At 38.0% G+C, this 23588-nt stretch carries 17 protein-coding genes; 6 read left to right on the forward strand and 11 right to left on the reverse strand.

What is annotated here, in order from left to right:
- Positions 1-43: 43 nt before the first annotated feature.
- The 5 genes from RI845_RS14395 to RI845_RS14415 all read right to left on the reverse strand — a co-directional run bounded on the left by RI845_RS14395 (position 44) and on the right by RI845_RS14415 (position 5578).
- On the reverse strand, positions 44-1294 hold the full coding sequence (locus RI845_RS14395) for an efflux RND transporter periplasmic adaptor subunit (RefSeq protein WP_348386862.1): 1251 nt from the start codon (positions 1292-1294) through the stop codon (positions 44-46).
- A gap of 7 nt (positions 1295-1301) precedes the next feature.
- Entirely contained in the window at positions 1302-2624 is a 1323-nt protein-coding gene (locus RI845_RS14400) for a TolC family protein (RefSeq protein ID WP_348386863.1), read from the reverse strand.
- Between the two features lie 215 nt (positions 2625-2839).
- A complete protein-coding gene (locus tag RI845_RS14405; RefSeq protein WP_348386864.1) occupies positions 2840-3247 on the reverse strand; it encodes a hypothetical protein in 408 nt (135 codons plus the stop codon).
- Positions 3248-3377: 130 nt separating this feature from the next.
- Positions 3378-3836 carry a YehS family protein gene (locus tag RI845_RS14410; RefSeq protein WP_348386865.1) on the reverse strand — a complete coding sequence of 153 codons (459 nt, stop codon included), beginning with the start codon at positions 3834-3836 and terminating at the stop codon, positions 3378-3380.
- Positions 3837-3973: 137 nt separating this feature from the next.
- Entirely contained in the window at positions 3974-5578 is a 1605-nt protein-coding gene (locus tag RI845_RS14415) for an ABC-F family ATPase (RefSeq protein ID WP_348386866.1), read from the reverse strand.
- Positions 5579-5900: 322 nt separating this feature from the next.
- Here RI845_RS14415 and mmuM point away from each other — a divergent pair, with 322 nt between their 5' ends.
- Positions 5901-6827: a homocysteine S-methyltransferase gene (mmuM, locus tag RI845_RS14420; RefSeq protein WP_348386867.1), complete on the forward strand. Its 927-nt coding sequence runs from the start codon at positions 5901-5903 to the stop codon at positions 6825-6827.
- 56 nt (positions 6828-6883) lie between these two features.
- Here the strand turns inward: mmuM and RI845_RS14425 are convergent, their stop codons facing one another.
- The gene (locus RI845_RS14425) at positions 6884-7681 is read right to left on the reverse strand and encodes a phytanoyl-CoA dioxygenase family protein (protein ID WP_348386868.1); all 798 of its coding nucleotides are present in this window, start codon (positions 7679-7681) and stop codon (positions 6884-6886) included.
- A 215-nt stretch (positions 7682-7896) separates the two neighbouring features.
- Between RI845_RS14425 and RI845_RS14430 the strand changes: the two genes are divergently transcribed.
- The 5 genes from RI845_RS14430 (at position 7897) to RI845_RS14450 (ending at position 14410) form a co-directional block, all read left to right on the forward strand.
- Positions 7897-8649 (forward strand): ABC transporter ATP-binding protein, encoded by a 753-nt coding sequence (locus RI845_RS14430; protein WP_348386869.1) that lies wholly within the window; start codon positions 7897-7899, stop codon positions 8647-8649.
- Positions 8643-11126: an ABC transporter permease gene (locus RI845_RS14435; RefSeq protein ID WP_348386870.1), complete on the forward strand. Its 2484-nt coding sequence runs from the start codon at positions 8643-8645 to the stop codon at positions 11124-11126. The genes RI845_RS14430 and RI845_RS14435 overlap by 7 nt, the downstream gene beginning before the upstream one ends.
- Positions 11127-11213: 87 nt before the next feature.
- The gene (locus RI845_RS14440; protein ID WP_348386871.1) at positions 11214-12332 is read left to right on the forward strand and encodes a type 1 glutamine amidotransferase domain-containing protein; all 1119 of its coding nucleotides are present in this window, start codon (positions 11214-11216) and stop codon (positions 12330-12332) included.
- A gap of 76 nt (positions 12333-12408) precedes the next feature.
- Positions 12409-13131, forward strand: coding sequence for a response regulator transcription factor (locus RI845_RS14445; protein ID WP_348386872.1), 723 nt, complete (start codon positions 12409-12411; stop codon positions 13129-13131).
- Entirely contained in the window at positions 13121-14410 is a 1290-nt protein-coding gene (locus RI845_RS14450; RefSeq protein ID WP_348386873.1) for a HAMP domain-containing sensor histidine kinase, read from the forward strand. The genes RI845_RS14445 and RI845_RS14450 overlap by 11 nt, the downstream gene beginning before the upstream one ends.
- Positions 14411-14489: 79 nt before the next feature.
- Here the strand turns inward: RI845_RS14450 and RI845_RS14455 are convergent, their stop codons facing one another.
- The 5 genes from RI845_RS14455 to RI845_RS14475 all read right to left on the reverse strand — a co-directional run bounded on the left by RI845_RS14455 (position 14490) and on the right by RI845_RS14475 (position 23202).
- Complete coding sequence (locus RI845_RS14455; protein WP_348386874.1) at positions 14490-15212, reverse strand: hypothetical protein; 723 nt, start codon at positions 15210-15212, stop codon at positions 14490-14492.
- 231 nt (positions 15213-15443) lie between these two features.
- On the reverse strand, positions 15444-16463 hold the full coding sequence (locus tag RI845_RS14460) for a helix-turn-helix transcriptional regulator (RefSeq protein WP_348386875.1): 1020 nt from the start codon (positions 16461-16463) through the stop codon (positions 15444-15446).
- Positions 16464-16696: 233 nt separating this feature from the next.
- Complete coding sequence (locus RI845_RS14465) at positions 16697-17137, reverse strand: DUF6326 family protein (protein WP_348386876.1); 441 nt, start codon at positions 17135-17137, stop codon at positions 16697-16699.
- 320 nt (positions 17138-17457) lie between these two features.
- Positions 17458-20643, reverse strand: coding sequence for a glycoside hydrolase family 2 TIM barrel-domain containing protein (locus RI845_RS14470; RefSeq protein WP_348386877.1), 3186 nt, complete (start codon positions 20641-20643; stop codon positions 17458-17460).
- Positions 20644-23202: a glycoside hydrolase gene (locus tag RI845_RS14475; protein ID WP_348386878.1), complete on the reverse strand. Its 2559-nt coding sequence runs from the start codon at positions 23200-23202 to the stop codon at positions 20644-20646.
- Between the last annotated feature and the right edge of the window lie 386 nt (positions 23203-23588).

The following is a 23588-nucleotide window of genomic DNA, read 5'->3' on the forward strand; positions in this document are numbered from 1 at the left end:
GAGTGAGAAAGTGGCAACAAAATAAGCTGTGTCACGGTAGGTATTAGTGATCATGTGCGGCACCTGCTTTATCAATATCAGCTTTAATTAAGTAGCTATTGCCAGTGACATACTCACTGCCCGTCTTAATGCCTGATAGCACTTCAACCCACTCACCAGCTTTACGGCCAAGCGTTAACATGCGTACTTCGTATTGTTCACCTACTTTTTCATAGGCTACGGTAAAATCACGAAAGCTTTGTAAGGCGCTGGTTTTTACGGCTTTATCGACAGTAAAGGTATTAACGGTGATGTCTGCCTTAATAAATTGACCAACACTTAATTTGCCATCAACATTACTGACTTTAGCGCGATACACTTTTGCTTGTTGAGCGTTCACAGCCATTAACGCGTCTGTAATTTCAGTGCTGATTTGCTCGGTAGAGTTGCTAGGACGGATCAACACCTTGGCAGCTGGCTTTATTTTGTCTTGATCAAGCGGATAAACATTAAGCTCAGCGATTAATGTTTGGCTATTGCTTATGGTTAATAAATTAGCACTACCGGTTTGCTCGCCTAGGGCAATGTTTTGCATGCTTACCATCCCAGAAATAGGCGCAAACACTTTATAAGACTGCAAGCTATCATTACTTTCTATGGTAAGTAAGTGCTGACCCTGCTTAACGCTTTGGCCTAATTGTACGTTAAGGGCTTTAACTTCCCCTGGATACCTGGCACTGATATGACGTTCACTATTAGGAGCTAACACAAGTTTTCCGTATACCGGTAATGTTTGCCTCAATGTTTGTGGGCCAACGCGCAACGTTGTAACCCCCATGTTCAAAGCCATGGCGTTACTTATTTCAGTGCGACCTTCAAACGTCTCAAAGTGCCACTCATATTGTTTACCTTTAAACCTTGCTTGCACATCAACCACAAAGGAATGGGGTTCATAAATTACCGCATCACCTTTTAGATGATCGCTTTGTGGGCTAAAACTAATGGTATCAACCACATTACCTAAGCGTGTTAAACGAATGCTTAAATCAACCGCTTGTGGTGCGACTTGTTCGTGTTTAAAGTTGGCATAAACGCGAAACTCTGGCGCAACACCGCGTTCAAATAAAACTAGCTCGAGACTGAACTCACCTTGCGTTAATAAGCGACCATTATTTGGGCCCTTCTCTTCTTCATGGTGTTCTTCTTGTTCGTCAGCATGGTCACCACTGGCATGGGCGATAGAGCTACTCACAAGTGTTGTGCTAAGTACGATAACGTTGGCCATTACAGCCATTAAAATTGTTTTTAAATTCATAATATTCTCAATTAATAGGGCTGTAAGCGTTGCCGGTTAAGCGTTCAAGTTCAATGTTCAATTGGTGAACATTGCTATACGCATCAATCAATTCAAATTGTGCGACCGTTAATTCTTGTTGCACGTTATACCAATCACTGTAGTTATAACGACCAACTTGATAAGCGTCCTCGGCACTGGCATTAGCACTTTCTAAGGCAGGAATGATTTCTTTACCTAACCCTTCAATAACATGACGGTTGTGTTTTAACTGGTGACTAATCAATAATATTTCGGTAGCGACTTGTTGCTGCCAAGCTTCTACTTCGGCCTGACTTGCATTTTGCTTTGCTTGCAGCTCGATGATTTGGCCTTGATTACGGCCTTCACTGCCAAACGGAATGGCGATACCTGCGGTAATGGCAACATCATCATTGAGTTGGTCATGTTTCATTCCGGCGCTAAACTTCCACGCCGGCTCGGCATTAACTTTTGCTAAAGCAATAGCTGATTCACTAATGCGTTGCTCGCTCGCCAACTGTCTAAATTTAGGGTGTTGTTTCAGTGTTTGATAAGCTTTATCAACACTACTAATCGATGGAATATCAGCCAATGAGCCAAGCGCAGTAAAATCACTACTGCCCTGCCACTGCGCAGCAAGTCTGGCGCGACTGGCTTCAATTTCATGGTTCAGATCTTCAACCATTAACTGTTTTTTAGCAACGCTGGCTTTAGCACGCAATTTATCAACAACATGCGACTTACCTGCCGTTACCTTTTTGTCAACTTGCACAAAAGCATCCTGAGCTTGCTTTAAGGCTAAACTAGCCAACTTTAGCTGTTCTTTTTGCGCTAAAAGGGTAATAAACAATTGTGCGGTATTAGCAGCAACATCCAAGGCTTTTTCTTGCTTTTTAAGCTCACTGACCTTTGCCTGTTCACTTACGTATTTTACCTTGGCATTAAGACGTTCTTCTTCCAGTAGCCAGGCAATACTGATACTGGTCTGCATCGCTGAAAAATCGCGATACTCACCCGAACCCAGCACGTCATCAACCTGAACATTTAAGGTTACAGGTGAGCCAACACTTGCTTGGATGATCGCCCCTTGGGCGGCTTTAGCTTGATACGAATACACGTTTAAATCTGGATGTTGCTGTAACGACTTGGCTATAGCCGTTTGCAATGTTATCGATTGCTCTGCCCAGCTGTTTGAGGCAAAAGCAAATATGCTCATCACTGACAACGCTTTTGCCAGGTGAAGTTTCTTGGCCGTTACCGGTTTACGGCGCAGTTGTTTCAAGCCGTTTTGACTGCTTTGAGCACATAGTTTTTCAAAAGGAATATGCACAACATATCCTCCATTCTTTAAATCAAAGGGATACGCCAAACACTATTAGATTATTGTCGTGTGGTTAGTCACTCAGCAGACAGTTTTTTATCTGCGAAGGTAAAGTATAAAGCAGTTCTTCTACTCTATATCCGTTAGCAATACAGTGGGTAAATCGCTGATATTAACCAAAATTAAATGTAATAATCCATGCTTAGCACGAGAGAATTTAAAGATTAAACAATGGGAGGGCGATAGGTATTATTAATAAAGTTTTGCAATGACAAGCTCTTAAAGTGAAAGTCATCACCGGTTAACTTATTGTTGGCAAGTAGGATATCACTTGGCTCCGAAAGGCCATGGGGTGTACTGCAATGGCCACAATGGTGGCAATCACTATGATCATGTTGAGCATCAACGTCTAAAGATGCCTGTTCACTTTCATCAGATACTAGCATTGAGATAGTTGCTAATAACGTTAAGCTATTATCAATGGTTTCATTCACATGTTGACGATGTTCGTGCTCGGTTTCAATGTGAGTAACGGCAAGTTCAAGATCGTTTGTTGAATCAGCAACGGCAATAAACGATTGCATTACAATCGCTACCATTAACCAAATACAAACAACAGACTGCTTAACCACTATACTTTCCAATGAACAAATAACGGCGGTAATGTACTACAGATAAATTTGAAAGTCATCCGCTTACCGCTCGTTTTATACGATTAATCTTTACAAAATGTGTCTATATAATGAAGATAAAAATACAGTTTTACGCTTGGTGCTTTATCTTCAAACCACTTATAAATGACGATAACACTTCGTCGGTGCAGCGTTTATAATGCTTATTGTTAACATTTCTAAAGTAGGCACTTAATTCATATTTTCCTAAAACCAACCCAGCAAGTTCAAGCACAGCGATCACCTCATCAGCTTTTAAAGCTAGGGCGATTTTGATTTTATTAAAGATAATGTTGTTCGATAATTCCTGCTCTGGCAAACGGTCCGGCCCATCTTGTTTACCGCGTTTTTCAACAATCAAACCATTTAAAAAGCTAGCTAATTGCACATCGGTTAATTCTTGATAATCTGGATCGTCATGCTCTTTAAGAATGCAGTCTAATTCAGCGGAGGTAATTTCGCACTGGTTTAGGGCGAACACAGCTTGTATTTTTTCAGCATTAAAATTGAACATGTTGCTTAAGCGGCGAAGAATATCATTATTTATCATTTAGTGGCCTAGGAGGTTAGGTTATGCGGTAAAAGTATAGCCTACGTAAACATTATTGGCGTTGTTACCGTTGCTTATGTTTACGCAGGTTCATGGATTAAAAAAGTTAAGCTTTGCGCCAATATGATTGGCCGTTTTTAAGCCACTTTTTTTACAGTATTTTGACTATCAAGGTATTCGTCTAATGAGCCTTGAAAGTTAACTAATTTTTTATCTTTAATATCGATAATGCGAGTAGCCAAGCTTGATACAAACTCACGGTCATGACTAACAAAAATTAACGTACCTTCAAACGCTTTTAGCGCATTATTTAAGGCATCAATCGCTTCAATGTCCATGTGGTTTGTTGGCTCATCCATAATCAATACATTGATATCACCCATCATTAACATGCCAAATAACAAACGGTTTTTTTCACCACCTGAACAGTTACGGGCTTTCTTGTTAGCGTCATCTTCAGTAAACAATAAACGGCCTAACATGCCACGAACACTTAAATCGTTATGACAAGGTCTACGCCATTGCGACATCCACTCCATCAACGTTAAATCATTGTCAAAAAATGCACCGCTATCTTGAGGGCAGTAGCCTACTGACGCATTTTCAGACCATTTAACCACACCTTCAGCGTGCGCTAACTCACTCATTAAACAGCGTAAAAGAGTGGTTTTACCGACACCATTTTCGCCAATAATTGCTAGCTTTGCCCCTGCTTCTAACAACAGGTCACCGTTTTCAAACAATACTTCGCCGTCAAAACCATGACCTAGGCTTTCAAGCTCTAGTGCTTGACGGTGCATTTTTTTACCCGGTGCAAAAGCAATTTTAGGCGTTATACGACTACTTGATTTAACGTCATCAAGTTTAATTTTATCCATTTTTTTAGCACGAGAGCTGGCTTGTTTTGCTTTTGATGCATTAGCGCCAAAACGGTTAACAAAGTCTTGTAACTCGGCAATTTCTTCCGCCTTTTTAGCATTACCAGATAATAACTGTTCACGTAACAACGCAGATTGCTCAAGGAAAAATTCATAGTTGCCAGGGTAAATACGTAATTCACCGTAATCAATGTCGGCCATATGGGTACAAACAGAATTTAAGAAATGTCTATCATGGGAGATAATTATCATCGTACATTTACGCTTGTTCAACTCGCCTTCTAACCAACTAATGGTATGTATATCCAAGTTGTTGGTAGGCTCATCAAGCAATAAAATATCAGGGTTAGCAAACAATGCTTGTGCAAGAAGAACACGTAGTTTCCAACCTGGAGCTACTTGTTGCATTGAGCCGTAATGATAAGATTCTTCAATGCCCGCTTCCAATAAGATTTCACCGGCGCGACTTTCAGCTGTGTAACCGTCCATTTCAGCAAATTCGCTTTCCAAGTCACCAGCGCGCATGCCATCGGCTTCACTCATTTCGGATTGTGCGTAAATAGCATCTTTTTCTTGTTTTACTTTCCATAACGCCATATCGCCCATGATCACAGTATCAATAACACTAAATTCTTCAAAAGCAAATTGGTCTTGGCCCAAAGTACTCACTTTGTTGCCAGTGCTCACTGATACATTGCCTGAGCTAGGCGCTAAATCACCACTTAGGATTTTCATAAATGTAGATTTGCCGCAACCATTCGCGCCAATCAAACCGTAACGGTTACCATTGCCAAATTTAGCCGAGATGTTTTCAAACAAAGGCTCAGCGCCAAATTGCATTGTAATGTTCGATGTAGTGATCAAGTGAATATTCCTAAGTGTACTAATAGCGATTGAATGACAAATTGTTAATTAATAGCGCTTTTTGATAAAGCATAGGAATAAACAAAGAAACTCAAAATAATAAGGTCGCGCAGTATACAGCAATAACGCCGCTCACCCTACCTAATATTGAGTTTTTCTGGTTGTTTTTTCATCAAAACTATAAAGCTATGATTTTATCGAGCCTATTAGTTCTAATTTGTTCTATTAATGACAAACAAGAAGACCTCTTGTACTGAATTTTTTTTTAATATAACGTTTAGTGTTAATGGGGCTTTTATGTAATGGATGTAGGAAATATTCAATGAAAGAACATCAACAAAATCATATATTTGATTCTTTCCCGTTTATTATTGACGGTGGTTTAGCCACTCAGCTCGAATCTAGCGGTTTCAATTTAAATAACAATTTATGGTCTGCCAAACTGTTATTAGAAAACCCTGACGCGATTGTTGACGCACATTTAGCTTATTTAAATGCCGGGGCAAAATGCATTATCAGCGCTAGCTATCAGGCCTCTATACAAGGATTTATTGACCTTGGATTAACGTTAGCAGAAGCTGAAAGCACCATAAAAAGTTCCGTTGAATTAGCTCGCAAAGCCGTAGATAAATACATGCAAATTAATCCAACACACGTTAAACCTATTGTCGCCGCCAGTATAGGCCCTTATGGTGCATTCCTTGCTGACGGGTCAGAATATACGGGTGATTATCAAATTTCAGATCACCAACTTTGTCAATTTCATCAACGCCGACTACACCTATTGGCATCAACAAGCGCCGATATATTGGCCTGCGAAACTATACCTAATGAGCAGGAAGCTTTGATTTTAAGCGATTTAATTGCCGCACAAACAAAGCCTGCTTGGATGAGCTTTTCGTGTTCCGATGAAAAACATATAAGCGGTGGTAGTTTAATCAAAGATGCCGCTAAAAAATTGCAGAGTAATCAAAATATAATCGCCATCGGAATAAACTGCACATCTCCACAATTTATCGAGTCATTAATACAAGAACTTAAACGTGTTACAACTAAGCATATTGTTGTTTATCCAAATTCAGGTGAATGCTTTCATGCCGACACCAAAACATGGCATGGCACCGCAGATCCGATTGAATGTGCTGTTGCGGCAAAATCATGGGCAAACAATGGTGCCGATATCATTGGTGGGTGTTGCCGAATGGGCCCCGCCCATATAAAAGCGATAGTTAAAAATTTACTTAAGTAATCTATCCTAGATAGCTTTTGTATCTAGTTCACTTAGCGAACTGGCACAAGAAAAAATCAAGCCTGCGACTTTAAACGAATAGTATTATTAAATAGCCGAGGATCGTCAATTTGATCCAGCATAGAAATTTCCGGCAAACAATCATCATCAACATAATCAATATAATTGGCCGACGAATCAAACACTAAAATATCCAACGCTAACCTATCTAAACCGTATAGACCACGGTGGATCATATCAGCCGAAAACACTAATAAGTCGCCCGCGGCGAGTTTAATTTTTTTGCCACCAGAAAGACTTTCACAAGCGGTTCTGCCCTTTTCTTCCTGTCGCACATCTAATTCTTCATCGCTATCCCAGCGCTTATGCGTGCCAGGAATTAGCTCAATGCCGAGTTCATCAAATAACGGCACGCGAAGGTGGACGACTTGCGTTTCATCGATGACTTTCTTTTGATCTTCAACGTCATAGTCATATTGACAGTCTCGATGCCAAAAATCGTTTTGCTCAGGGTTAACCGGATTAAAAAACAATTGTGTATTCATAAACGCAGGATTATTTGGCATTAGCGATTCGACCACTGTCATTACTTTTTTTGAACTAATAAAGTTAAATAGAGCGACTCTATCGTCGAAATCTAAGTATTCACTACCAGTAATCAACGAAGAGTTAAATGCCTCTTCTTGATAAAACTCGAGATTATCTTGCTTCCATAATTCATGGAATTTTAATATTACGTTCCTGAGAGCGGATATTTCAGACGCACTAAAATAATCTCTTATTACAAAGTAACCATGTTCGTCATAATTACTATTTAACTTTTTAGCGTTCAATTGATTTAGATTATCTACCATTAACTTGCATATCTTCTATTAATTATATTCATCATTATTCTTTGTTCACCTTGTGGTAACTACTGTGGCAAACCGTTACGAAAATATTAAAGGGTATGCTTTATACTCTTTACCTTAAATTAAATCATTATATTTTTCTTTCTTTTAAATTTCACATCCCTTTCACAACATGTTGCCTAAGATACCATCACTAAATATTACTGTGGTGCAAATTTATGCCTTGTTCAATTGAATTAAAAAACGTTTCTCAATCTTTTGGGAACATCGATTCAACTATTACGTTATTCGAAAATCTTGATTTATCAATAAACCAAGGGCAGTCCTATGCCATAACAGGTCCTTCAGGTGCCGGTAAGTCGAGTTTACTTATGCTGCTTTCGGGGTTAGAAAAGCCAACCTCAGGTGAAGGCAATTTCATCAATGATAATCAACTATTAACGCTTGATAACTTACGCGCAGAAATAGGTTTTATTTTTCAGCAGTTTCATTTATTACCAGAGTTAACCGCTTTACATAATATTGCTTTGCCATTGAAATTACGAGGCGATAAAAAAGCGATTAAAAAAGCTGAACACTGGTTAGAAAAGGTCGGATTGTCAGATAGAGCCCATCATAAACCAGCACAGTTAAGTGGTGGAGAACAACAACGTGTAGCAATCGCTCGTGCATTAGTATTTTCACCTAAATTTATATTTGCCGATGAACCTACCGGCAATCTAGACCAACACAATGCCAATGAAATTTCTGATATTTTATTTTCTTGCTGCCAAGAAAATAACGCAGGTTTAGTCATTGTTACGCACAGCAATGTACTAGCAAGCAAGGCGCAAAACATTTACTCACTTGCTAATGGTGAGCTAACTAAAACATCTCCAATCAGCATCACTGATCAACAAAGCGAAAAACATACAGCACAACACCTCACTAAAAATCTTTCTACCAACGAAAAACAGGTGCCATCATGTTAAAACATCATACGCAACTGGCTTGGCACTATTCAGTGCAAGAATACCGACAGCCTCATCAAAAACTGCTGCGTTGGGTGCAAGCAACTTTAATGATTTTTATTGTCACCTTGACGTTATCAAGTAGCACTATTCAACATTACTTGCAGAGTAATTTGCAAAACCTGCTAGGTGCAGATGCGGTATTAACTCAAAAAGATAAATTAACCGCTAAGCAGATTACTTCATTAACTAATGTTAGTGACAAGGTGGTCAGTACATTACAAATTAATGCAACGTTAACATTTAATGGAAAGTGGCAGCGCACAAAACTAAAAGCAGTAGGCAGTGATTACCCGTTACAAGGTCAATTGCTCACTTCAACGTCACTGCAAAGCCCTGCAACAGCTACAAACGGTGGCCCTACAGCAGGCAATATATGGGTAGACAGCCGCCTATTCACCAGTTTAACGCTATCAATTGGTGACTCTATCAACATAGGTGAACAAGCATTTATTGTATCTCGTGTGTTAGTTCACGAGCCTGATAGATTGATGGAAGGGCATAATGTTTCAATGAGAGCCATGATGAATATCATTGATATGGAAAAATTAGCTTTTCCAACTGATCTTATTCAACATCGGTACCTTGTTTCTGCATCAAAATCACAAATACAGCAGCTTATTAATTGGCAACAAGAGCAACTTCCAGCAGCACAAGTTCACCATAAACAAGGCGCTCATCCGCTCGCTTTATTTTGGCAACGTACTGAAAACTTTTTAGGTTTAGCATCCATTGTTTTATTTTTTATGGCCGCCATCGCCATTGAACAAATCGCGCAAGTTCACATCAAAAAGGAACAGTACTTTTCCGCCATTTGCATGAGCTTAGGAGCTTCAAAAGCGACAGGTTTACAGTTATCACTCTTTAAATGGCTAATTAATATTTTGCTGTTACTACCTGTAGTTGCAATTTTATCTGGTGTATTTCATTGGTTGATTGTCGACTGGTTAGCTGCAACATTTTCACAAATCCATTGCCAATTAGATGTCTGGCTTATGACTAAAACGATAGCAAGCTGTGTATTGCTTTTTGCGGTCTTTCATTCACCCGTTTGGTTAACACTGTGCCAAACATCAGTTGCTAAATTATTTCATCAAAATCACAAAAGTATTTCTTTAGGCTTAATTAAACTATGTGCCTTAGTTGTGCTGGTTTTGGTGGCTGTTAAGTACTCTGACAATGGTTTATTAACCGTGATGTTAGTAAGCAGCATTACCATCACCATCATATTGATGGTGGCTATTAGTTGGACGGTTTTAACCTTAGGTGAAAAAGCCAGCCAACAACTTTCAGGACTGATCCCTTTTACCCTATTTATGATGAAACAACGTTTATTAAGTAAAAGCACTCAAATTCTGGGGATTGGATTAAGCACGTTTTTATTATTGTTTACGCTAATGCTTTTAAAAGATATCGGCGACACCATGACTTCATATCAAAGAACCCATGATGGTAATGTTATGGTTTCACAAGCCAGTCAACCGCAAATGCGGGCAATAAATAAATGGTCTAAACAACACGGTATTAGTCTGCGTCAAACTGCACCTTACTTGTATGCCAAAGTAGTAAAAATTAATGACCAGGCACTCAATAAATTTACACAAAAGCCCAGTGACAGTTTAGCGACGTTATCACGCTCTATTAGGTTACATTGGAGCGACACTATTCCAAATACAAACCGTTTGGTTCAAGGTCAATGGTGGAAGAAAGACACTAAAAACTGGCAGCAAATATCGATTGAAGAAGAGGTCATGACCGATTTAGGTTTGAATCTTGGCGATGAGCTTACTTTTATTATTCATCAACAAAGTTTTACCTTCACGATAACTGCAAGTCATGTTTATAAACCGGGTGCAGGCTCAATTACCTTCTGGGTACAAATGCCTCCATCAGCCATCCAGCATATCAACGCGCCTCAATACAATATGGCAAGTTTAGAACTAAACGATGATCAATGGCCACTACTTAGCCAATTATGGCAAGCTCATCCAAGCATAAGAATGATCTCTTTACAGGAGCTGACAAAACAATTTGATGATATTTTAGCAATGATCACTAAAGTCATTAGCGGTTTTGCTTTGATGATTATTTTACTCGCCATTATTGTCATTTTGTCTTCAATCAATGCGCTTGAAAGTAAAGAAAAGAAGAAAAACAGTGTCATTATGAGCTTCGGTTTTTTAAAGAAAACGTGCTTGCAGCTAAATATTATTGAGTGGTTAATTACCGCATTAATCATAGCAACGGGTGCGATAGTGGGTACGTACATTACCGGCATGTTAATTTATCAATCTCAATTTTCACTGACTTATCAGCCAAATTTATTCATATTATTCATTACATTAGCCATTATTTTAAGCACAGTAACATTACTAGGTGTATACGCTAGCCGACACAGTTTAAAGAGTTCAGTTAAGCAATTAATGGCCGATGTTTAATATTATGTTTTTAATCAAAACAGTTTCACATATGTTTCACGCATGCTTTGACACACTTGTTTCATACTTAACATAGGAGTGAGATAAATGAATATTATAAAACAACAGGCATTAGTATTAATCGCGTTATTAGCCACGTTATTAGTTACAACATTTCAAGTACAGGCCAAAACAAATATCAAGAAAGTATTAATGATCGTCAGTGGTAATGGCCAAGGTGAGCAAAAACCAGGTTATGAATTTGATGAGTTTTCAAAAGCCTATACAGTATTCAATGATAACGGGGTTGCTGTTGATATAGCCAGCCCCAAAGGTGGTCAAGTAGAAGCGGATAAATACGACCCGAGTAAATCCTATAATGCGAAAGTATTAGGTGATGAAGCTATTATGGCAAAACTTAATAATACCCTTGCGACTGGTTCAGTAGATGCAAAAGCTTACGATGCTGTTTTTGTTGTTGGTGGTAAAGGTGCAATGTTTGATTTACCTAAAGATACGGCGTTACAACATGTTATTGCCGAGATTTATCAACAGCAAGGCAGTGTAGCTGCAGTTTGTCATGGCCCAGCGGCATTAGTTAATGTAAAACTAAAAGACGGCAGTTATTTAGTTGCTAATAAAGCGATAAACAGTTTTACCAACCAAGAAGAAAAATTGTTTGGTCAAAAGTGGATAAACGATTTTGATTTCATGCTTGAAGATAAATTGGCAGAACGCGGTGCTAAGTTTCAATCAAGCGAAATTATGCTAAGCCATGTTGCAGTTGACGGACGTTTAATCACTGGTCAAAACCCGACTTCAACAGTCGACGTGGCGACAGCGTTAGTTAAAAGTTTAGGGTTAACACCTGTTAAAGCAGGAGTGGAATTAGAAGATAAAACCATGGCAGTAATCGCTAAATTTATAGCTGGGGACCAATCAGCTCTTGCTGTACTTGCGAAGAACCAAGAGCAATATCATATCCCTTTAGTCGGTATGTACGGTTTCTATTTTCTAAAAGTAGCTGATACAACGCTCGATTTTGAGCAATCATTAGCTTTAATGTTAGTGGCACAAAAAGCGATAAATAGCCCTAACCTTGATATGCAAATAGCAAAAACACAGTCAAAATTAGGGCAAACCGCAAATGCAAAAGCCACATTGAATCAGTTAATTACTGCAAAACCTGATTTCAAACCAGCACAAGACATGTTAAAAACGTTATAAGATAATTACAAAAATAACCTGTCCTTAACGATAGCTTTAAATAAATCGTTAAGGACGTTCAAATTCGGGAAATGCTATGAATAATCAATCTTTATATATTCTAGTCGTTGAAGATCAGCAAAGTATTGCCCAAAATATTGCTGACTACATGGAAGAAAAAGGTCACGTATTAGATTTTGCCACCCAAGGTGATCAAGGCTTGGAGCTGGCGTTAACAAACCATTATGATTTAGTCATTCTCGACTTAAATTTACCGGTAATGGATGGGCTAGAAGTTTGCCAACAAATACGTAAACAAGCGAGCCATCACGTACCGGTTATCATGCTTACCGCAAGAGACAGCATCGACGATAAAATTTCAGGTTTTACATTAGGTGCAGATGATTATTTAACCAAACCGTTTTCATTAGAAGAGTTGGAAGTGCGTTGCTTCGCTTTATCAAGGCGTTATTTATTACAAACCGATCATACCTTAACGTTTGATCAGCTGGTTATCGATAGAAAAACACAGCAAGTAACCCGTGCGGGAAAAAACCTTGAATTGCATAGTATGGGCTACCGCATTCTGACAATTTTAGCAGAAGCCTATCCGCAAGTGGTTAGCCGTTCAAAGCTATCCCAAAAACTATGGGGAGATGAGCCAACTGAATCAGATGCGCTTAGATCTCACATCTATCAGTTACGAAATATACTAGATAAGCCTTTTGATTACCCGATGATAAAAACCATGCATGGTATTGGCTTCCTTTTAAATGTTGAAAGTAATGTAAAAAGCGAAATAAAAAACGATGACAAATAGCGATGTTAAAAAACAAAAGCCTTCAATAAAATTTCACAGTTTAAGCAGAAAAATTGTCAGTCAATTCTGCTTATTTACTCTGTTAATATCTACGGTATGGGGCATGCTGTGTTTCACCCTAATGTACATTATTGAAGATGACTTCATTGAACGAGAGATCAGGTTGGAAGCTCAGTATTTACAACAAGATTATGAAAAAAATCAGCAGTGGTCTGCTCCTCGCGTCAGTTATATGGCGTTATACTTCTCAAAAAACACCTTACCTGATGATATCAAGCAACGATATATTAACGAACCAAACAGAAAAGAATTTTCAGGAAAAAACGGTCGTCATTACCATTTATTAGCTCTACCAAAATCAGAAAACATTTACCTTGTCGCAGAAGTCAGTGAAATGCTGTTAGTTCGCCCTATCACTGAAAACATATTAAAAGTAATGATATTTTCAGGCTTAATATTAGTGTTACTCGCCTTTATAATTGCGTGGAAACTGGGTAGAAAAACCGCGGTGCCATTAAAGCAGCTTGCCGATTTAGTTAATGGTGTTGCCCCTGAAAATATTCCAGATAAGTTTGCTAAACAATTTCCAAATAATGAAATAGGAATTTTAGCGCACACTTTAGAAAGCGCCATGGCGAGAATTAACCAAAGCTTACTTCGAGAGAAATGCTTTACTCGTGATGTCAGTCATGAACTCAGAACACCTGTCGCTATTATTAAAAATGCCGTAGAGGTGTATCGTAATCAACAAACGGTAGATGACAATAAGCCCATTATCGATCGCATATCGCAGGCAAGTACACAAATGGAGCAAACCGTTACCACACTGCTAACCCTAGCAAGAGGAGAGCATACTGAGGCAGACAAAAACAATATAAAAATGCTGCCATTAATCGAACAATCTATTATTGACCAGAATCACCTCATTAATAACAAGCCAATACAAGTTGAAGTAAACGACAATTGTGATGTAGAGGTCTATGCGCAGTCAGGTATGTTAACGGTATTATTAGATAATCTGATCGGTAATGCTTTTCAATATACTCAACAAGGCCGGGTTACTATTGAGATGCAAAATAAAACTCTAATTGTTGCTGATACAGGTCCTGGTATTGAAGCAAGCATTTCAGATAAAGTAACCGAACCTGCTGTTAAAGGTAGCCAAAGCACGGGTTACGGTTTCGGTTTATCCATTGTAAAACGTTTATGTGAGCATCAGGGTTGGTTGTTAACGCTTTCAAGTGAGCAAGGGACCAAAATTTCTATTACGTTGAAATAATAACTCGTTATAAGCCAATCAATTGATTGGCTTATAAACGTGTATTCAGCTTTACCTTTATAAACACAGGTTCATCAATCTATTGTGTTGAATTTACTGTTTTACCTTGATATTGATGATCTGAAAAAACATCCTGAGAGGTTTCGTTAATTTCGGTGAAGTAAGCAAAGCTACCTTTCATCTTCATTTCAGTTTGCTTAGTTAATATTGCTCCATCAATATTGGTAAAAGTAAACGTTATCGCTAAGTCGGTAATATTGGCAGTAAACATCGGGGAAAATTCTGCGCTGTTCCAAATCGATATCTTTTCAATAAATTCTGCTTCTTTTTGATAGGTTAACTCTCCTTGAAGTTTACCAACCGCATCTTCTCCCAATTTCTTTAAGTAAACATTAAACCCCATAACAATATTTTCATCGTCGGTAGATACTAACGACAGACTTTCAAGATCAATTAGCTTGCGTAACTTGAGTTGGATATTGCCTTCTTGTTCTTGTTTATTTTTATTTATCGCAAAATCCTCAATTTGTTTTTCTGTCGGTTGTTGGCCATTAATTTGTTTAAGCAGCCATGGCTGATTTGCTTGTGGCGAATATTGTTCAATACTGCTTGTTATGTCACCTTCTTCGTCTTCATAGCGAGAGATTTTATAAGACCAAAGCTCTCTTTCTGTATGTTCAAATTTTAAAATAGCGCGATCCACAGTGTCCTTGAGCACTATTAATTCTGTGGTAGTATTTTCTGCTGCACTGATGTTAAACGCTGCACCAAAGCAGAACAGCAATAAGTAACTCTTCTTCATATTTTACCTCTGGAGATATTAAAACTTTATGATATTAGTCTTGGTGTGAAATAAAGGTGAAACCTAATATCCCCTAAACAAAAAGTAGAAGTTAAATTCGTACCATAAAAAAGGCGAAACACACATTTCTGTATGGTTCGCCTTTGCAGTTCATTGGTTAAACTACCTAGTTAAGATACCTAAGGATTTGTCTTGTAAACAGCCTAACAAGAACGTATTAGTTCAAAGTGTTTACTGCTTATTTTCGAGTAGTAAATTTCGATATGCTGATGGACTATAACCAACTATTTTTTTGAACGCGGTATTGAACGTCGATTTAGAATTGAAACCAACATCATAGGCAATACTCGTGATTAATTTGTCTCTATCCTGTAAAGCTTTTTTCGCTTCTTCAACTCGAAAGCCATTAACAAATTGGAAAAATTTGGTGTGTAAAAATTGAGAAAGCGTTTCTGAGATGTGGTTTTCAGTTTCAGATATGGATTCAGATAACTTGTTAAGCGATAAGTTATCTTGCAAAAACAACTTGTCTTCGATCATTGTTTGCTCCAGCTTTGATGCAATCAATTGCATTCTTTCAGAACTAAGTAAAGCGGTTCTAGTCTGGCTGACACGAGGTAAGCCTTTATCTGATTCATTAAGAATTTTTTGGCTTAATGCTTTCTGTATAAAAATAGCCAGTGCAAAAACTTCTAAAATTGGCAGTAATTTTCCTGAGCCAAACCAAAACAGCCCTAACGCACTTAGAGCAAATTCAACCGCATACATTAACCATACAGCTCCCCAAATTAGCAGTACAGTTCTAAACCAACCAACTGATCGTTGCTCTATTTCAGAGAAACGTTCCATAAGTTGTTGACGGTGGGAGTTATGGAGCTTTAAAGCCAATACTAAGAATAAAACGGTGTATAAGATAAATACCAAGGTCGCTGATAAACAAGTAAACACGGCTATTTGCCAAAGCTCAGGGTCTCTTGTCGCAGGATTAGCTAAAGCCAGTTTCTCTGCGGGATTGATCATAAAAATAAAAGGAACCATGACCAGCACAACTAGAATTGGTCCAGATAATGCCAATGCCCACAACCGTTTATCTATTGCTGTCTCTGGTGACATAGTGGCATGAGCATAAAAGTAGAGCGCTGGCCCAAGTAAAACTCTGAACGGAAACTGTGCACCCGCTAAGGCCGGCGCATAGATATATGCGCCTGAATATATAAAGAGCTCACCCGCCAAGTGAATCAGCAATAGCAATAGCAAACCTTTAAGGAAAACATTTTGTCTTTCCTTTGGTCTATTAAAAACCTCCAATAAAGCGAATATTGTCATTCCCATCATGCAGGAGTATATAACTGTGGGAAAAAGGTTGACCATTTGATTACCAAAGATAACGATTTTTATAACGTCCTGTAATTATAAAGTTAAATTGTACCTGAATCCACATATCGTCAAAAAGCCGATTTATATCCTACAAAAATCAAACACTTTTACTGAACAGTTGATACTAAAGTTAAATCTTCCACTGTTTCTTGTTTCCAAGTGACTGCTAAATAAATAATGAATAAGCCGGTAAAAATCTCAAAAAAGCTATAGAACATATAGTGCAGTGTGGCGCCGCCCATAGCGACAGTAAAGGCTTGTACTGACGTGGTAATGATACCCGCAACAATATTAAAATATTTGTTTAGTGTGAACGTTAGAAACTTAGACAAAACAATCATGATCATAGGAATTTGCATTATTACGGCAAATACTAATAAAAATTCTTCAGTGATCTTCATGCCACCTACATCACCAGACAAAAATGCCTCTAAATATTTGGCCAGATGTAAAGTAAATACATCGCAAAAGATATAATTCACCGTTAAGTAAATCCACAGATAAGCTAATAGATCCTTACGATTGCCATCCCATTCAAAAAATTTCATATAAATCCTTAATTAAATAATTAGTCGGTTTTGATATGAAAAATGCCAAAATTTAGAGGTGTTGTCGTTTAAATGGGCCTATTCGAACGTATTAATTCAATTTTTTTTATAAAAATTGCACTTTTTTCGCTTTCTAATCATTAGGAGGATAACTGTAATTTTAGAACGCCATGTAAAATATCAATATAAATTAAAACAAATGGCTCATACCTGGACCACCACAATGTTGGATGTTCAAGGTTTAATGAGATGGAATTAAGCTGATTATCTATCTACTGACAATTGAGGCTGCATATTTCAAATTCTAATAACTAAGTTGGCTAATCGTTTTCTTGATAAGGTTTAAAGCTAAAAGAAAAACGGTAATCTAACCAAGGTAAAATATAATTAGCTAGAGGTTCAGCTCCCCATGAATCAGTGCCACCGACACCACGCTGGCGGTGATCAATATTGACAAATATTCTGTCTCTTTTAACCAATTCAAATGGATGAAGGTTTCTTCTTACATGATCTTTTTTAGATGCATCATAATCATCAGTGGAGAAGAATTGCGCGCCAAAACCAATTACTCCTTTGCGTTTAAGTGAGTTATGATTTACTCCACTAAATGTAATACCTCGGCCTTGTTTATCAATAAAAGAAACGTGTCTAACATCAGTATGATAGCCATTTTCTGAAGGACGAACATAAGGGGTATATAAATCATCTACATTAGTATTGTACAACCCTATAAATGCCGATGACTTTCTATCATCATAGTTTTCGTGGGGTCCCCTACCGTAGTATTCTATATTATCGTAGCGAGTATCTAGTTCAAATAAATTACCAATGCGAGGTAACTCTCCAAATTTTTTATGAGGCGCCGCATAGAACCAATTATCCACTTGTACTTCACCAGAGCCAAACACATGATAAGTAAGAAAATATCGACTTTCTATTGCATCTAAAGCAAGTTCAACATCTACTTGCGCATACGACTCAGATTTACGCTCTACTTTTATTGAATTTAGTTTAGTATTACGACCTAAGTGTTGCCAAACTGCTAGGTTCTTCTCATACTTCCCTATCTCTAAATCGTTATAAACAGGTGCACGCCAAAACTCCGGGTGAGAAGAGGATTTAAGTAACTCGTTACCATGATAGTTAATCGACGAAATTAAACCTGAACTATTATCCAATGTAAGAGCGAAAGACTTGCCACTAAAAACCGTTTTATCTTTACCAGTGTTTATAGCCAAAGCCTGTTCAGCATCTCTTTTCTGAGATATTAATTCATGCTCAAAGGCTAATTGCTCTTGAGCGACTATGTGTCCTTTTTCTAACAACCCTTCACTAGTTTTTGATATCACATCAACATTAAGGAAATACTCATCTTGAGGATTGAATTTAGTTTTAAACGCTAATGATTTAATTTCACTTTCGCCCGGTTTAGCTGATAAATCCCCTGCACTGCCTTGCTCTACAACCTCACCATTTTCAAGTAAGCTCCAATTTAATTGATAATAACTAAGGTCTTTAAAGTAAAATTTATTACGTATAGATAAGCGACCGTCAGCAATGTCCAGCGCTTTAATAGCAATATTTTGTTGAACCTTTTTAACTTCCCAAAGATAAGGGTAAGGCGTGCGATCGGCAAAGACTAAACCGTTGGCACAAAAACTGTCACTATTAGGTGTCCCTTCTGGTTCTAAATCACCGCCATAAGCTTGAAATATAGTTCCATCTGGTGCTGCCTTTTCAATCGTTTGATCAACCCAATCCCATATAAATCCACCTTGTAAGCTATCGTATTTTTCAAATGCATCCCAATACTCTTGAAAATTTCCGAGTGAATTCCCCATCGCGTGTTCATATTCAATCAGTATAACTGGGCGTTCATCATGTTGAGTTTCTGCGTAACGAATGATGTCCGATAAAGGTGCATACATTTGTCCATATGCATCGGTATGACGACGTAATTGAGCTTGCTCGGATATTACCGGAGACTGCTCTTGAGCCTTTAACCAATCATACGTTGCCTCTAAATTTGGTCCGTCACCTGATTCATTACCTAAAGAACGAATAACAACGGATGGATTATTTTTACTGCGTTCATACATATTAGAAATTCGGTCTAAATAAGCAGCTTTCCATAAAGGATCGTTAACAATATGGCGTTGTGGGTCATAAGTTCCACCTTGATTAGATGCACCTAAACCATGAGATTCGGTATTCGCTTCATCCATAACATATAAGCCATATTCATCCGCTAAGTCATACATATAAGGGTCATTTGGATAATGCGCCATACGCACTGCATTAATATTGAAAGCTTTCATCATTTTAACGTCTTCAAGCATAGACTCGTGAGTAATAACATGTCCCGTTTTGGCATCATGCTCATGCCTGTTTACGCCTTTAAATAATACCGGTTTGCCATTCACCAAAAAATTACCGTTTTTATATTCAGTAGAGCGAAACCCTATTTTACGGCCAATATATTGTGTTTCTTGGTTGCTTTTATTAATCAGGGTTAAACGAATATCATATAAATTGGGTTGCTCTGCACTCCACAATTTAGGGCTGTTCACTTTTGTAGCAAAGCTCACCTTGGTTTTTGTGCCAGCAGGCAAAGACTGAACCGACAGTTTTTTCGTTAAAATAACATTATTTTTCTGATCAATAACCTCAACTTGTAAACTTTGAATATTAGAATCAAGCGTTGAGCGATTATCAATATCAGCATCAAAAGTTAATAATCCATTTTTATATGACTCATCTAACGTGGTGTATGCATGAAAATCTCGTACTGCAACTTTTGGCGTTGTATAAACATATACGTCTCGTTCAATACCACTTAATCGCCACATATCTTGACACTCAAAATAAGAGCCATCTGAATAGCGATAAACTTCTAGTGCCAGTAAGTTATCTCCTTGCTTAATATAAGGAGTAATATCAAAGGCAGCATCGGTTTTTGAATCCTGAGAATAGCCAACCTTTTTACCATTTACCCAAAGGTAAAATGCTGATTTCACCGCACCAAAATGCACAAATACTTGCTGTTCACTCCACTCACTTGGCACATTGAATACTTTTCGATAAGCCCCAACAGGGTTGTAAGCAATATCTTGTTTAGGTAATAACAGCTCATTATCAAAGCAGGCATGACTGTGATAAAACGGTGTACCATAACCATTAATTTCCCAATTGGCCGGTACAGGAAATGTTCCCCATTTATCATCATCGAAGCTTGTTTTATAAAAATCTACAACCCTTTTGCTAGGATGCTCTACCCAATTAAATTTCCATTTACCATTAAGTAATAAGTGATTGTTTTGTTGCCATGGAGTTTGTGCTTTTAAGGCATTTTTATTATCGAATGAGTAATAAAAACTTCTGGCTGGTTCTTTATTAATTCTAAAAACTTGTGGGTCGCGCCACTCTTCTACTGCCATTGTTACAAATGAAGGAAAAACACACGCAACAACTAATAATATACAGGTCTTAATACTAGATACTTTCATTTATGAACGATTCCTAGTAAACATATGGCGCTGTTTGAACAAAGCAATAATGAACAACATAAAAATAGATAGTGAGCCGCCGCCAGAGCTTGAGCTATCTTCCGCTTTTGGATCGGGCGTAGGTAGTGGAGTTGGATCTTCTTCAGCAATAAAAGGAGAAATACGGTTATCTAGTATTGGTCGCTCAAAAGTACCGTCAGGTAACTTCCAACCAACCGATAAGTTATCGCCACCATTATGCTCTTTATGCAAGGTTTCAACATAGTATTTTTGGCCAGCGATTAAATGAATAGGAGCAGATTTTTGTGATTCATATTTATCCCACTCTTGATAATTATTCCAGTCATTACTATGTGCAATTCTCGAGGTATTACTCTGACTTTCATCGCTACTTAACCATAGCTCACCATGATTATCTGAGGCTATCCAAAAAGTATACTCACCAGTTAATGGGGCGCATAAATAGCCACGAATTCTCGTCGCATAATTGTCACCAGAGTCAGCTTGGATCTCAAACATATCGATTGTGCTAGCTTGCGAAGTAGACTGCAAAGGGATACTCGCTACAGAAGAGTCATAGTCGTAGTCACCCGTATCACTAAGGTTCGACCAAGTTTCTATATTTAAATAACCAGATGACGAGCAATTTTCTGGGTCCTCAACGACAACATTTACCACATCAGTTAAGGTTTTAGTATCAGAGCCAAAAGCGTTTGTTGCTGTAAGTGACACGTTAAAAGTTCCAGAGTGTTCATACATCACTTCAGGTGCAGCTTCAGAACTTGTTTCAGGGGTACCTCCTTCAAATAGCCACTCAAAGGTTTCTGGGGAATTTGAAGTTAAGCTTAAAAAAGACACAGTTCCGCCTTCTTCAACTAACGTTTTATCTTGACTAAAACTCACCACAGGTGCGGTATCAACATCGACAATATCAGCCACAAAACTCACAATTGATTTTGCTGGTAAGCTATAGTCACTCGATATGAGCGTAGGTGTTTTTAAAACTAAATCATTCTCAGCGTTGGTAATATACGTTGAAAATGAACTGACCATTTTACCTTGCGGTAAATCAGCTAAGTCAAAAGATAAAGTTTCTGCGCTTGTGCTTGCATTGGCAGCCACAATAACTATTTTATTACCATCAGGGCTCTTATAAGCTGATGCCATAACCCCATTTAAATTATCAACGTTTGCTAGTCCAATACGCACATAGTCAGGCCTAATGAAACGGCTGTAGTGACCTAAAGTCCATAAAATTTTTGATGTTCGAATAGAGTCAGCGTCTAATTCACTGTTTACTTTTATTAAACCATCTTTGTAATTATATGGCGTTACTCCTAACCACCAATGCCAGGCACTTACATTAAGGCGAGTTAAATCTCGATGAATGACTTTAGCAATATGCATTGCATAATCCATATCATTGACATTCCAGCCGTTACCTTCAAAGTTACGCACATCACCTGTACCACCTAAAATGGAAAACTCACTCATCCAAATTTTAGCTTCTGGCGATGCAGCTTTTACATTTTCAAGTACCAAATTGCGCAATGTGCCCATCCGATCAGACCAAGCATCAGAATGGTAGCCGTGCAAAGATATTTTATTACTTATTTTTGTACGTATTGTTTCATTACCAAGTAACTCATCTATATAATTTTTATATAGACCCAAGCCCTTTCCATTCATGCCACTAGTGTAATTTGAACTGCCATTAGTAAAATCTTTATAATAACTATCACTAAGCGCTGCTGTATATTCCACAACTTCGCCAGCATCTATTTCTACTTTATCTGTAAGCTCTGCTCCTGCAAGTGCACTAAATAATTCGTTATAAACTGAAACTACATCGCTCATATTATAGCGGTTAGCTTCTTGACTCTTACCTTGCCATTCCCATGTGGGCTCATTGATAGGGCTTATGTAATTTACTGGAACATTAACATCTTCGCTCCTTAAGTACGTTAGAACATCGACCAAAAACGTCGCATATTCATCCGTCATATCAGGATCTAAATTAGTTGAATCGACACCTGTGCCATTATTAGGGTGAGCTAATCCATTTTTGGTCGCCCACACTGGTGGACTATTGGTGAAAGCGACAAAATTCTGCACTCCCCGCTCATGCGCTTCTTGCAAGAAACGAATTTGACCAAGTTGCTTAGTATTGTCGATTGGTGCACCCGGGCTAGGTTGCAATAATTCTGCCCGTCGATAAGGTTTCCCTAAGTTATCCAAAGAAATTAAACTATTATTGCCCTGTTCAGCACTACCCGCGCCAATATTAAAACGCCAAGCAGATAGTCCAATACCTGTTTCTGCAGAAAAAAGCGTATCGGCTAAAGACTCAATATCCGCTTGCTTACCTTCTGCTTCCCACTTATTAATCATAGGATTGAAAGTCCAAGCGTCCGATGCGCCAAATCCATCAATCACTTGAAAGGTTTGCCCATACTTAACAGATATTTGGGTTTGTGCACACAACGTAAAGGTTACGGGCAATACAGTTAGCCCCAATATAAAACCTTTTAAATGGCTATTCATTATTTTAACTTTCATAGTTTTTCCATTAACAAATCAACACAATGGGATTCAGGCAATAACCCAATGAAATACATTTAAGTATAGTTCTCATCAAGTTAGGAGATATAAATATGATATTAAAGAAAAAATAACAATAGTGTTTGGATAAAAACTAAACAGTATTTGAGAAAAAATCACCTATCAAAAATTGAACCTCTTTTCAGCTCAAAACATAAATAATCAGCCTTTCTCAACTGTTCAATAAATACGCTACCTGCGAGCTATTCTGACTAAAAAACAACCAATAAAATACCACTAATATTCGCTGTAAAATTGACTTAAAAATAAAAATCACTGGTTTGACAATAACTTAAGGATCTATCAGTGTCAGAAAAGAAAACTAAGGCTAAATAATTAAAATA

Source organism: Thalassotalea nanhaiensis (assembly GCF_031583575.1).
Classification (GTDB): domain Bacteria; phylum Pseudomonadota; class Gammaproteobacteria; order Enterobacterales; family Alteromonadaceae; genus Thalassotalea_A; species Thalassotalea_A nanhaiensis.